12 protein-coding genes and 2 pseudogenes are annotated in these 12,454 nt (G+C 62.8%); 4 read left to right on the top strand and 10 right to left on the bottom strand.

The window, feature by feature from the left end:
- Positions 1-10: 10 nt before the first annotated feature.
- From A5752_RS11330 to A5752_RS11310, 5 genes are all read right to left on the bottom strand, one after another.
- A complete protein-coding gene (locus A5752_RS11330; RefSeq protein ID WP_082963843.1) occupies positions 11-1,627 on the bottom strand; it encodes a fatty acid--CoA ligase in 1,617 nt (538 codons plus the stop codon).
- Positions 1,628-1,675: 48 nt separating this feature from the next.
- Positions 1,676-2,086, bottom strand: a complete 411-nt coding sequence (locus tag A5752_RS11325) for an SCP2 sterol-binding domain-containing protein (protein ID WP_016889191.1) — start codon at positions 2,084-2,086, stop codon at positions 1,676-1,678.
- 261 nt (positions 2,087-2,347) lie between these two features.
- Entirely contained in the window at positions 2,348-3,550 is a 1,203-nt protein-coding gene (locus A5752_RS11320) for an NAD(P)/FAD-dependent oxidoreductase (protein ID WP_012394828.1), read from the bottom strand.
- Positions 3,547-4,887 (bottom strand): cytochrome P450, encoded by a 1,341-nt coding sequence (locus tag A5752_RS11315; RefSeq protein WP_046188902.1) that lies wholly within the window; start codon positions 4,885-4,887, stop codon positions 3,547-3,549. The genes A5752_RS11320 and A5752_RS11315 overlap by 4 nt, the downstream gene beginning before the upstream one ends.
- Positions 4,888-4,958: 71 nt before the next feature.
- A complete protein-coding gene (locus A5752_RS11310) occupies positions 4,959-5,279 on the bottom strand; it encodes a 2Fe-2S iron-sulfur cluster-binding protein (RefSeq protein WP_012394830.1) in 321 nt (106 codons plus the stop codon).
- Between the two features lie 162 nt (positions 5,280-5,441).
- Between A5752_RS11310 and A5752_RS11305 the strand changes: the two genes are divergently transcribed.
- Entirely contained in the window at positions 5,442-6,407 is a 966-nt protein-coding gene (locus A5752_RS11305; RefSeq protein WP_046188922.1) for a helix-turn-helix transcriptional regulator, read from the top strand.
- A 69-nt stretch (positions 6,408-6,476) separates the two neighbouring features.
- On the opposite strand, the pseudogene A5752_RS27975 reads toward A5752_RS11305, so the two are convergent.
- The 5 genes and pseudogenes from A5752_RS27975 to A5752_RS11285 form a co-directional block, all read right to left on the bottom strand.
- Positions 6,477-6,902: pseudogene (locus A5752_RS27975) on the bottom strand (IS1380 family transposase); the annotation flags it as partial.
- Positions 6,903-7,049: 147 nt separating this feature from the next.
- Positions 7,050-7,628 carry a TetR/AcrR family transcriptional regulator gene (locus A5752_RS11300; protein ID WP_172827193.1) on the bottom strand — a complete coding sequence of 193 codons (579 nt, stop codon included), beginning with the start codon at positions 7,626-7,628 and terminating at the stop codon, positions 7,050-7,052.
- A 92-nt stretch (positions 7,629-7,720) separates the two neighbouring features.
- The gene (locus A5752_RS11295) at positions 7,721-8,632 is read right to left on the bottom strand and encodes an alpha/beta fold hydrolase (protein ID WP_012394833.1); all 912 of its coding nucleotides are present in this window, start codon (positions 8,630-8,632) and stop codon (positions 7,721-7,723) included.
- Positions 8,632-9,069 carry a PaaI family thioesterase gene (locus A5752_RS11290; RefSeq protein WP_041325313.1) on the bottom strand — a complete coding sequence of 146 codons (438 nt, stop codon included), beginning with the start codon at positions 9,067-9,069 and terminating at the stop codon, positions 8,632-8,634. The genes A5752_RS11295 and A5752_RS11290 overlap by 1 nt, the downstream gene beginning before the upstream one ends.
- A 53-nt stretch (positions 9,070-9,122) precedes the next feature.
- On the bottom strand, positions 9,123-9,647 hold the full coding sequence (locus A5752_RS11285) for a TetR/AcrR family transcriptional regulator (RefSeq protein ID WP_008256180.1): 525 nt from the start codon (positions 9,645-9,647) through the stop codon (positions 9,123-9,125).
- Positions 9,648-9,922: 275 nt separating this feature from the next.
- On the opposite strand from A5752_RS11285, the pseudogene A5752_RS11280 reads away from it, so the two are divergent.
- From A5752_RS11280 to A5752_RS11270, 3 genes and pseudogenes are all read left to right on the top strand, one after another.
- A pseudogene (locus tag A5752_RS11280) lies at positions 9,923-10,291 on the top strand (TLP1 C-terminal extension domain-containing protein); the annotation flags it as partial.
- Positions 10,288-11,460: a zinc-dependent alcohol dehydrogenase gene (locus tag A5752_RS11275; protein ID WP_012394837.1), complete on the top strand. Its 1,173-nt coding sequence runs from the start codon at positions 10,288-10,290 to the stop codon at positions 11,458-11,460. The pseudogene A5752_RS11280 and the gene A5752_RS11275, both read left to right, overlap by 4 nt.
- Positions 11,423-12,001, top strand: coding sequence for a carboxymuconolactone decarboxylase family protein (locus A5752_RS11270; RefSeq protein WP_012394838.1), 579 nt, complete (start codon positions 11,423-11,425; stop codon positions 11,999-12,001). Before A5752_RS11275 ends, A5752_RS11270 begins: the two co-directional genes overlap by 38 nt.
- Positions 12,002-12,454: the final 453 nt, after the last annotated feature.

Genomic DNA, 12,454 nt, shown 5'->3' with positions numbered 1-12,454 from the left:
GATTGATGATTCACGCCAGCGTCTCGATGATGAGGTCACCGTCGGCGAACTGGCGGCGCAGCTTCTTCTTGTCGAACTTGCCAGTGGAAGTCAGCGGAATGTCGGTGACGAACGCCCACCGTTCCGGTAGCCACCACTTGGCCACCCGCGCACGCAGAAATTCGGTCAGCTCCGCCGCGGTGGCGGTGCGGTCGGCAGCCAGGACGACCACCGCCAGCGGCCGTTCCTGCCACTTGTCGTCGGGCACTCCAATCACCGTGGCGGTGCGCACCGCAGGGTGAGCGGCCAACTCGTTCTCCAATTCCACCGAGGAGATCCATTCGCCCCCGGACTTGATGACATCCTTGGAGCGGTCGGTCAGCGCGATGAGCGCGTCCGCGCTGATCGTCCCGACGTCCCCGGTACGCAACCACCCGTCCGGCGACGCCGCCGGACTGTCATTCTCGTAATACGACTGAGTGATCCACGGGCCGCGGACTTGAATCTCCCCCACCGATTTTCCGTCCCACGGTTGTTCTGCACCGCTGTCATCGACGATGCGGGCCTGCACACCGGCCACCACCCGGCCTTGGGTTGCGCGCAGGTGAAGCGACCTCTCCGGGGTATCAGAACTCCGCGGCAGAGCGACCGAGGCCAGCGGGGAAGTCTCAGTCATCCCCCAAGCCTGCACAATGCGGATGCCCAGCTCGTCATAGGCGGTCATCAACGACCGCGGAACCGCCGAACCACCGCAGGCCACCATCTTCAGCGAACTCACGTCATGGCCAGGATTGTCGCGCAAGTAATGCAGAACATCGGTCCAGATTGTCGGCACCGCCCCCGCCATCGTCGGCCGCACCGCCTCGATCATCTCCACCAAAGGCCCCGCCTGCACGAAACGGTCAGGCAGCAGAAGCTGCGCGCCGGCCATCATCGCCGCATACGGCAACCCCCACGCGTTGGCGTGGAACATCGGAACGATCGCCAACACCGTGTCGTCATGACCGATGCCCAAGGCATTCGAGGTGCACGCCGCCTGAGAGTGCAACCACGTCGAACGATGGCTGTAGACAACACCTTTCGGGTGCCCGGTGGTACCGCTCGTATAGCACATCGCTGCAGCCGACCGCTCATCGACATCGGGCCACTCGAACGTACTCGACTGGGCGGCCACCACATCGTCGTACCGTAGGACGTCCTTTCCGCACCCCTCGACCGCGGCAAGATCGCCGGTTCCGGTCACTAGCACCGTGCGCACCGAGGTCATCGACGGCAACGCCGCCGCCAAAAGGGCAAGCACCGTACTGTCGACGATGATCACCCGATCCTCGGCATGATTGGCGATCCACGTCAGCTGTTCCGGCGGCAGCCGCAGGTTCAACGTATGCAGCACCGCGCCCATCGACGGCACCGCCGCGTAACAGTCCAGATGCTCCTGGTTGCTCCATTGCAGCGTCGCGACACGCTCATCTCCACGGATGCCGATCTGGCGCAAAGCATTTGCCAACCGTGCCGCACGCTCACCCACCTCGCGATAGGACACCCCAGAGATCTGCCGGGGTCCGCGCGCAGTCAGCACCTCGCGATCGCCATGGACTGCCGAAGCATGGGCCACGATCGCGGGCACAGTCAACGCAACGTCCTGCATCGTGCTCCTCATCGCACACCCGCCCTACAGCCCGCGGTGAGGCGAGGGTCACGCATCGATGAGGTCCTGCCGATTCTGGCTCTCCAGCATCAACCGGTACTCGGGGAACAGGTTCTTGGCCTGCGGGATCAACTTGATCAACTTCGGCACCGGACCTTTCGCACGTACCGTTCCCTTGGCCATCGCCATCGTCAAGTTCACCTTCCCCAACCAGAACTTGTTCCCCGTGTCTGCCGACATGAACAACTCCACGTTGGGCACCGCGGTACTGGCCGCTCCGGTCTCCACCACCTTGTTCGGCATGTCCACCGTCACAACCGCATCCGGATCTGTGTAATGCACCCGCAACACCACACCCGAATTCGCGAGCTTGTCCGCCAGACCCTCCTTCTCCAAACCCCGCCGAAAGATCCCGCCCAGGAAGGCATAGACCTCGTCCTCGTCCCTAAATACCGCCACCGTCAACCTCAACTAACCTCATTGTCAGAACAGAACAGAACAGAACAGGCACCGACTTCTGACGCTGCTCCTCCGGAAAGAATCGTCATGCTCGTTGGGAAACCCCACTAGGTCCTGATGCGCTGCGCCAAGGCGACCGCCGGGCAGCCGCTAGCGTTCCTTTGCCAGCGGGGCTGGATGGCAATTGTCACTGAAGTACCTCTCCAAGACACGCGTCGCATCCGCCGTCGTCGTTCCCACCGCCTACGCACCGCCGGCACCTCAGTCCGAGCCGGCGAGCACCAGTTCGGCCCGTTCGACGGCGACTTGCTGCGTGATGACCCGCTTGCTGAACATGAAGTCGCGGGGACGGTTGATGCAGTCGGCGGCAAGAAGCTCGCCGGCACGGAGGTAGAAGCAGGTGAAGTCGCGCTCCCGGGTCGGGTCGCCGCTGAGGACGACCTCGTCGTACCCGGTGTTGAGACCGGCGATCTGGAGCTTGAGGTCGTATTGATCTGACCAGAACCATGGAAGGGCCGCTATCTTCTTGGACTTCCCACAGACGGTCGCGGCGGCGACCTTGGCCTGCTCGGCCGCGCTCGGCACGGACTCCAGGCGGATGCGACGGCCGTAACGGGCCATGTCGTGGCTGGCGCAGTCCCCGGCGGCCACGATGTCGGGGTCGCTAGTCCGGGCCTGATCGTCGATCACGACGCCGTTGTCGACGACCAGGCCCGCGGTGGCGGCGAGCTCGGTGTTCGGCTCCACGCCGATGCCGACAATGACGAGGTCGGCGGGAATTGATTCGCCACCGGCCAGGATTACTTCGCGGACCCTGCCGTCGCCGGACAGAGCCTCGACCAGCGTGCCCGTCCGGATGTTGACGCCCTCCTCCCGGTGGATCCGGTCGAAGAACTCCGATACCTCCGGGGCGGTGACCCGTTCAAGGACGCGCCCGGTCGCCTCGAGCAGGGTGACCTCCAGACCCAGTGCACGCAACGAGGCGGCTGTCTCCAGTCCGATGTAGCCGCCGCCGACGATCACCGCCCGACGCCCGGGGCCGGCGGCCTCTCGGATCATCTCGCCGTCCGCGGCGGTGCGTAGGTAGAAGACTCCGGCCAGGTCCGCTCCCGGGGTGGGGAGCCGACGAGGCCGGGCGCCAGTGCACAGCGCGAGCTTGTCGTAGGGCAGTGCGTCGCCGGTACTCAGCACGACATGACCAGCCGAGCGGTCGACCGCCGCCACCGTCGCATCCAGGAGTCGGATCCGCTGCTTGGCGTAGAAATCCGAGTTGCGGATCGCGAGTTCGGCCAGTTCGCATTTGTCGGCCAGGTACGACTTGGACAGCGGGGGCCGCTGGTAGGGCAACGCCGACTCATCGCCGACGAGGACGATTTCGCCGTCCCACCCTTCTCGGCGAAGACTGGCGGCGAGCTGGGTGCCCGCGTGGCTGGCCCCCGCGATGACCGCTCGCTGCACGGTCATGCGCCACCTTTCGGGGTGAGGCGGACCATCAGCTTACTGATCCCCCTCACGAAGTTGGACTGCACGTACTCGGGCTCACCGACGACCTCGATGTTCTCGAACCGCGGAAGCAGCTCCTCCCACAGGATCCGCAACTGCATCTCGGCCAGCCGGTTACCCATACAGCGGTGCACGCCGAAACCGAAGGAGATGTGGTTACGGGCGTTGGCCCGATCGATAATCAGGTCATCGGGCCGATCGAACACGCGCTCGTCGCGGTTGCCCGAGGCGTACCACATCAGGACCTTGTCGCCCTTGCGGATGAACTGCCCGTTGAGCACAGTGTCGGCCTTGGCGATCCGGCGCATATGCGCGAGCGGGGTTTGCCACCGGATGATCTCCGAGACCATGTTGGGGATCAGCTCGGGGTTCGCCTTCAGCTTCTCAAACTGGTCAGGGAACTCGTTCAGCGCCAGAACACCACCGCTCATGGAATTGCGGGTCGTATCGTTGCCACCCACGATCAGCAATACCAAGTTGCCCAAGAACTCCATCGGGCGATCGATCAGGTCCTTGGTGCTCTCGTCGCTCTGCAACATGGTGATCAGATCGAAGCCGGGCAGCTCTCCGGCAGCTGTCCGGGCTGCCTTGTCCCGCCAGTGAGCGCTGAGACCTCTAGCCATATCGACCATGCCGCGAAATATCTCGTCGTTGTCCGAGGGCCCACCGTTGGCTTGCTCCATGGAGGTGGCGAGATCGGACCATTGGACGAGCTTGCGCCGCTGCTCGAACGGGAAGTCCAGCAGCGTGGCCAGCATGCGCGCGGTTAGCTCGATCGAGACGTGCTGCACCCAGTTGAACGGTTCGCCAAGCGGCAGAGCGTCGAGCACGTCTACCACCCGCTCGCGGATGAGGCCCTCCATCTCACGCAGGTTCTTCGGTGCGACCACACCCTGGACAGCCTGCCGTTGCCGGTCGTGTTTTGGGGGGTCCATCGCGATGAACATCGCAATGTCGAGGAAGCGCGGCGGGCTCCCGATGACGATGAACGGCTCGGAGGAGAAGACCTCGTGGTTCTTGTCGACGGCCACGATGTCGGCATGCCGCGTCACCGACCAGAACGGGCCGAACGCGCTGTGGGCCTGATAGTGCACGGGAGCCTCGTTGCGTAGGCGCTCGTAATAGGACTTCCAGCGACCCTGACGATAGAGGAAAGGATTGCTAAGGTCGATGTCGGTCAGTTCAACCTCGTCAGCCGGCGGGATCGGTCGCTCGATGAAGATTTTTTCACCGTTGGTGCCGGTGACCCAGCGCCGCGTTCTGTCGTAGAGGTGGGCGCCCTGGATTATTCGGTCCATCGGAATTGTTGCCTGAGCCTTGGCAGTGACTGCCTCGCGAATATTGCTCACGTCTCACCTCTCTTTCGTCATCACAGTTGGAACTCGGGCAGATGGACGATCAAACCGTCCCACGCCTCAGAGACCTGCATCTGGCAGGACAGCCGGGAGGTCGGCTGACGCTCGGGGTTCATCGCGAGCATCTCCTCTTCATTGGCCCCGGAGAGGCCGACCCGATCGGACCATTGCGGATCGACGATCACATGGCAGGTGCCGCACGCGGCTTCGCCTCCGCAGTCGCCGTCGATGCCGGGCACCGCATTGTTGGTCGCGACCCGCATCAGTGACTGACCTTCCTCGAGAGGCGCCTCATACTTCTCGCCGCCGTGGGAGACAAATGTGACAACTGCCATAGCCAGGCTCCTTGCGTGTCCTCAGTTACTTGACACAAGTCTTGCGCCAGATGAGCGCTGCGGCTATGTTCGCCGGAGTCAGAAACTTGTGATTTCGGCTCAAAGGGGCCATGGTCAGTGAACCCCAATGACGCGGGTGTGCCCCCACTCGCATTCGTGCAAATGCTCGAGAGCCCGGCGTTTGACCCAGACGCCGTCGCGCGGCTTCGCAACATCATGGCTCGCGAAGGAACCGACGAGGCGACGCTGATTCAGCGTGATATCCAGGCCCCGTTACGGTGGTTTCGTGAGGCGTACCCCGGTCTAGACATCGATCAGGCAACGCTGCTCGGATTTGCGTTAGCCGAACAGGCACAGTTGACGTCCTTCGGCCCGCTGAGTGTTCCGCTGGTCAGCGCGGGCTCAGTGGCCGAGATCGTAGAGCTGCTGACTTATCTGCCGTTGATCACGACGGCTGTCAAAGCACAGTTTCATCCAGATGACCAAGGCCTCACCGTCGGGCTCTGGGGACACACCAGCGATCGTGCCCTGGACTGCCTCGCCGTCACGTACGCCGGGTTGGCGTTGTTGCGACTGCTGGACATGCTCGTCCGTGCGGCGCCGACCCTCACACTCCACTTGAGTTGGCCAGCGCCCGCCGCCTTGAAAGATCGCGAGGACGACCTTACCGCCGGGCGCCTGTTCTTCGACGCTCCGATGTCCTTCCTCCATGTTCCCGCGGACACGCTCAACGAGGTGTGCCGGTTCTCCGATCCCGTCGCATACCGACTCGCCATCGTCGATCTGCAGCGAACTCTCGACCAGCGGAGCGAAACCACGTCGTTCTCGGAGAAGGTGAGACGGCTGCTGCAGAAGGAGCCCGGACGCCGAAGTAAACATTGGTTCGCACATGAGCTGTCGATGTCCACCAGCACACTCAAGCGGCGCCTCTCCGAAGAGGAGACCACCTTTCGCGAGTTGCGCCAAGCATTCCTGCGCGAGCGCGCGATGCTGCAGCTACTCGACCGATCCCTATCGGTGAGTGAGATCGCCACGGATCTCGGATACAGCGACCTCGCCAACTTCTCACACGCCTTCAAGCGATGGACCGGCCGCTCTCCGAGCGAGTTTCGGCTCTCACCACATTGAGCTGTCCCGGCGGGTCCGGAGATCCCGACCTTTGCGGCGTCTTTCTGCAGCGTCGCCTCTCCCCGGGTGTTCGATGAAGGCCCGAGCCTGCGCGCCGGGCAGCAGATTCACCCGGTCACACAAGCCGGCCAGATGCTCGGCCAGCACCGAATCCAATTGGCGGGCATAACCGAAAGTGAACTCCCGCAACAGCGTTCCCATCGTTGACGGGGGATACACCCGGCGGAAAAAGGGTTTTTATGCCGCCAGCGCGGACCAGGTCGACATCATCGATGTAATCCGCGCCCGCGTACATGCTCGCGATCAGGGTGGCCAGTTTCGGAGCCGGATTGGCCGACCTCGACTTGACCCTGGGAGCTGCGATGTGAATCTTGTTGGCCAACAACTCCGATAGGCCTGCCTGCTCAGCCAGCGCCATCACCGGCACCAGGCCCGCGCACGACACCAGATGTCCTCATCGAACACATCGGACCGCGGGGTGAACGTGTGGGACACTCGCGCCGGAAGTGCCGTTCTCGAACTGGACCGATTGTTGCCTGAACAATATCAATCTTCCCAGCTCAGAACGCACTTTCCTTATCCCGACACCCCGACAAACAGTCCATTGTCAGTGGATCGAGGCTAAGACCGCTCAAGTCACAGCTATCTATAGCCAACGCCGAGGTAGCGGAGCGCCACCCGCGAGATCCGCGCACCCGTGGTGGCGATGTCCGCGGAGGGAAGGACGACGTGACTCACGGTGAGCCGCACCAGAACGTCTGCGACCTCCTCGACGTCTTCGGAGTCGAGATCGGCGAAGTGGTCGTGAAACCACGCGACCAAAGCCGCGGAGGAGAGCTGGAGCAGGGACGCCGATGTCGGCAGGAGAGGAAGAACGCCCGTCGTCGGCGCACCGGCGCGATCATCCCCTGAGTGGCTGGACGTCAGCACCGACTTCAGGAGCGGACTGGCTTCTGCTTCACGCAGGGTGAACCGCACCGCTGCGGTGATGCCGCCCTGAACGTCGCCGGTGTGTTCGGCGAGGATGGCGTGGATACCCTCCAGGAAGCGCTGACCCTCGGCCACCACGAGCGCGTCACCAAGTCCCTGCTTATCGCCGAACTCCTTGTATAGCGTCGGTCGGGAGACGCCGACAAGTTCGGCGACCTCACTCACTCGGACTTGTTCCCAGCCCTTCTCAATGGTGAGTTCCCGTGTCGCCCTCAAGACCTGCTCGCGGATATGTCGGCGAAACGACATCCGCGCCGAATCAGTTGGCATACGAGCAGAATAGGTGGCGAACTGGGATCTCCCGCGCAGCCCGACGACTGGCGTCAAACGGTACGGTCGAGAAAGTCGACGACCGCCGTCGAGAATGCGTCGTTGTTGTCGCCAGCAACCATGTGGCCCGCGCCCGACACGTCAACGGTTTGCGCGTGGGGAACCAAGGTGAGGAAATCCTTCACTGTCTCTTCGGAGACTATGTCCGACAGCAGGCCGCGGACCAGCAGCGCCGGCGCGGACACCTGTCGCGCGCCATCGACAAGGAATGCGCTCATCATCTCGAACTCCTCTGCGCCGTCGTCTGAATCACTCTGCAGGAACTGAAAATTCGACGTCGCAAACGCCGGATCCCATCGCCAGGCCCAGCGACCGTCTCCACGTCGGCGGAGGACTTTTTGAAGGCCGTCGACGTTTTCGGGGCGAGGGCGGTGCGGGTTGTAGGCGGCGATCACGTCAGCGGCCGACTCTAGGCTGTCGAAACCTTCGGGATGGGCCGACATGAACGATAGGACTCGGCGGGCGCCGTGCATCTGCATTCGCGGAGTGATGTCAACCAGGACGACGGCCTGCCATAGCTCCGATGGGGCGAGCAAGTGCGTGCCGAGGATGGTCAAACCGCCCAACGATGCCCCGATCGCGGCAACTGGGCGGGCGGAGCCGGCGTACGCGCGCACGGCCAACAGGTCGGACCCCAGCCGTTCGATGTCATAGCGTCCGTCTGGATCCCAGTCGCTGTCACCATGTCCCCTTGCGTCGTAGGCGGCAACGGTGTAGCCCCGCTGATGCAATCGTTGGGCGGTGACATCCCAGGCGTGCCGGCTCTGACCACCGCCGTGAAGGAGCAACACGACCGCCCGCGGTCCGTCACAGCGGTAGAAGTCGACCGCCAGCGAGAGCCCATCCACCGTGGGCACGCGCTCGACGACAGGAGCGGACGAATCATGTGCTCTGTTTGCAGACATCAAGAGATGGCCTTCGGTGCGACGACGGTGACGGTGCCCTGCGCCGCACACACCGCTCTGCCGTCGTTGCAGATGTCGATACGTGCCACACCGCTGGTTCTGCCCAGCGAGATGATCTCAGCCGTGGCTACACAGGTTCCGCTGGAGACTGGACGAAGCAAATTCAGTTTGAACTCCGTCGTCGCGACCCAGGATCCCATCGGAATCACGGGATAAAACACCACTCCAAGGCAATGGTCGACCATGGCCGACAAGCAGCCGCCATGCAAGTTGCCGAAAGGCGTCTTCAGGTCGTCGCGTGCGTCCATCTCCGCGACGAGCCGTCCAGCAGTGAATTCAGTGTGCCGGAAGCCGAGGTAACCGGCCAGCCCGCCCGTGGTTTCTGCTGCGCTCTGCAGTTGTTCAGCGACCTGCTGGTTGAACGCGGTGAACTGCACAGACATGTCCGGCCTCCTACCTCAGCTGTGGTTGAGACATTACGCCTTGTCTGTCACATCGGTCGACAATGGTCGCTCGCCAGGATTGCGGGAAGGAGAAACCTTGAAAGAAATGTCCGGAGCCCGTCACGACTGCGCTCCCGCGGTCCTCGAACAGTCAGCAGGCTCAGTATCGTGCGGAGAACCCACTCGGCGGCGTCGTCGACGGAGACGCCCGGTTCTACGTAACTCCAGTGTCTCCTGAAGATGGGACGGAGAAACTCGGTGACGAGTTCGAAGAGTGACGTCGAGGTCCCCGCCGCGAGGCCAACGCCGGCGAGTTCCTCGTCGCTGCCGAACAACAATCCGATGATCTCTTCGCGGCGCGCGGCCTCAACTGTGTATTCCACGAAATCGACGAGAGCGGAGCCCAGATCGGTGTGCTCCGCGATCCGGGGGTTGATGCGATCGAGATAGCGCTCGGCGGCGCGAATGATGACGCCCGACATCACCGCCTCCCGATTAGGGAAGTAGCGATACACCGTTGCCCTGGAGACACCCGCTGTTCTGCCGATGTCCTCCATGGTCGTGCCTACCACGCCGCAACTCTCTAGGCACCGCTCGGCAGCATCTAGCAATCGGTCGCGAGCGGAATCACGATCTGACGGCGCGGCGGCACCCCATCGCACCAACTTCGTCGACACAACAGCCAGTATGCCGCGGGCGCACACCATTGTGGCTTGACTGCAGATATGACACCATCGCATTCGTGTCTCACAACAGCCCGTGGCCCTGAGCGAGTGATCGATTGTCGGTAGAAGCGCGTACTCCGGTGGCGGTCGGCGTAGGCGAAGTCACCCATCGCGGGGACGACGTCGTCACCGGCCTCGGTTGGTATTCGACGAAACATTCGGTCGGTGTGTGGTCGGCCACCCCTCCACCAACCGGGTGGCGACTGATCGACACGGCAGACGAACAAACTCCGATCGATTCATCGCGGCTGGCCGTCGCAGGCGTCGACGAGGCGACCGGTCGCGCGACAGTGGACGGGTACACGGTCGAATACGACCGAGACGGGCGACCTCGATGGACACCGACCATCGCGCACCTGTCCGACGGGCGAAGAGTCGTCGCACGCAGCGACGATCCGCAGATTGCCGAGGCGATGGCGGGCGAGATGTACGTTGGCAGAACGGTTTGCCTCCGAAACACAGGGTCGTCCACGGGATTCGAGCTTCCATGATCGCCGAGGCCATGGTGTTGACCGGACCGCGGAATCTGGAGCGGCGCCAGATGACCATCCCCGACGTCGGTGACCGCGGTGCGATCCTGCGAGTTGAAGCATGTGGTCTATGCGGTACAGATCACGAACAATTCACCGGACACCTGCCTGCCGGCTTCTCATTCGTTCCAGGTCACGAAATCGTCGGCATCGTCGAACATGTCGGCAATGCGGCCAGCGAACGCTGGTGCGTCCGGGCCGGCCAGCGCGTGGCCGTCGAGGTGTTCCGGTCCTGCCGAGACTGCCCGGAGTGTCGCCGCGGCGAATACCGGCGATGTGCGGTGAACGGCATCGCCACCATGTTCGGGTTCGTCGACGTGGAGATCGGCGCCGGGTTATGGGGCGGATACGCCACCCATGTGGAGCTTCCGTGGGACGCGATGCTACTCCCGATTGCCGAAGACATGGACCCCGTTCTCGCCACGTTGTTCAACCCTCTCGGGGCCGGTATCCAATGGGGGAAAACTCTTCCCGACACCAAGGCGGGGGGTATCGTAGCGATACTGGGACCGGGCATCCGCGGGATCTGCGCGGCGGTGGCGGCGAAAGAGGCGGGAGCCGCTTTCGTCGCGATGACCGGCATCGGTCCACGCGACGATCAGCGACTGGCCATAGCCAGATCATTCGGTGTCGACCTGCCCATCGACGTATCGCAGGACGATGCAGTGACAGCGCTCCAGCGTGAGACAGGCGGACAGCTTGCCGACGTGGTCATCGATGTCACCGCCAAAGCACCCTCCGCGTTCGCCGACGCCGTCGCCCTTGCCAGGCCTGGCGGCAGGGTCGTGGTTGCTGGCACCCGCGGCGGAGGCGGCGCGCCCGGCTTTGAACCAGACACGCTGGTGTATAAGGAATTACACATCGCCGGTGCACTCGGCGTGGAGTATCCCGCCTACCGGGCAGCCCTCGAGATTCTGGCCACGCGCCGCTGGCCGTTCGACCGGATCACAAGAGAATCAACCGGATTCGCTGGTCTCGCGCCGCTGCTCAGTTCGCTTGCAGATGAAAATGCCAAATCGAGTGCGGCCCTGCACAACGTCTTCGTGCCCACGCCCTCACAGCATGCGGAGCTTCAACAGAGGAAGGTCACACGTGACGAGAACGGAACGCGTACCGATGCTCGACCTTGAGCAGGCCCGGCTGCGGGCTGCCGAGTGTGGGCTGCCCGCAGAGATGGCAGAACTGTCAGTATTTCGCGTGGCACTTCACCAGCCGAGCCTCGCAGTGGCCCTGTACGGAATGCTTGAGGCGCTGCTATTTAACGGTGTGCTCGACGCCCGGCTACGCGAATTGATCATCATGCGCATCGGCTGGGTAACGGGGTCGGTATATGAGTGGACACAGCATTGGCGAATCGCGACGCTGCTCGGTGTGGCTTCGGATGACCTTCTGGCGGTGCGTGACTGGCAGAGTTCCAATCGTCTGGGCCATGCCGAGCGTGCGGTCCTGGCGGCGACCGATGATGTGGTACGTGACGGGGTCATTGCCGAGGAAAACTGGGCCGCGTGCCACAAGGCATTCAATGGCGATCACGCGGTTTTGGTCGAACTTGTCGGAGCGATCGCCAATTGGCGGCTCTTTTCGATCCTGCTTCGATCCTTGAATATTCCGCTTGAGTCGGGTACCGACTCCTGGCCGCCCGATGGGCGAGCCCCTCGACGTGACGATTGAGTAAAAACGGTTGTTCAGCAATCGCACCCAAGTTGAAGCTCGGTTACCCCTTATGTTCCTAGTCAGTTGTGGGCTATTGAATTTCAAACGGGTAGTTGTGATTTCGGTCTCTTAGCCACGGTCTCGGGGTAATGCCACCAACTGGACATGTGGAGCCAACTGTTCTGGGACGCCTACACCAGCTTGAAGCACGCTCCGTCATACGAATACGATCCAAGGGATGTCGAGGTTCTTCGCGACTCAGGCCAACTGTTACTACTGGGAGAGTCGTTCAATCGGGTCGCTGGCAACAGAACGCCAATGAAGGCGATCGTCGGCAGTCACCGCACACAGCACCTCACGCAGAGAATTCAAGAGCCCGCTGCTGCAAGCTAGATGTTCTGACCACGGACGTTAGGTACGGCGTGGCGTGGTGACATGACGAAGACCTCCGAGTGAAGTGCGAGCTGTCAA

The organism is Mycobacterium sp. 852002-51961_SCH5331710 (genome assembly GCF_001665535.1).
Classification (GTDB): domain Bacteria; phylum Actinomycetota; class Actinomycetes; order Mycobacteriales; family Mycobacteriaceae; genus Mycobacterium.
Note: the sequence above shows the minus strand (reverse complement) of the source record. Positions and strands in the feature narration are given on the sequence as shown.